Raw genomic sequence first — 212 nt, 5'->3', positions numbered from 1 at the left:
CTTCACGCGGCTTCAGCAGAGCTTGGAGTCAATCGCTCCTCACTTTATTCCTGGATCAAGCAGTACGGCACCGGCAAGCGTGCCCGCACGAAGACCGTGCGTGACAACGCCCAGGCGACCACTGATTCTGAGCGAATCCGCCAGCTAGAAAAAGAAGTCTCTAAGCTGCGCGAAGAACGCGATATCCTGCGCAAGGCCGCGAAGTATTTTGC

At 56.6% G+C, this 212-nt stretch carries 1 protein-coding gene; it reads left to right on the top strand.

Annotated features, from left to right (window positions below):
* On the top strand, positions 1–212 hold a 212-nt coding region (locus QP922_RS12995), incomplete at both ends, for a transposase (protein ID WP_284809924.1).

Source organism: Corynebacterium sp. MSK218 (assembly GCF_030232655.1).
In the GTDB taxonomy this organism is placed as follows: domain Bacteria; phylum Actinomycetota; class Actinomycetes; order Mycobacteriales; family Mycobacteriaceae; genus Corynebacterium.
Note: the sequence above shows the minus strand (reverse complement) of the source record. Positions and strands in the feature narration are given on the sequence as shown.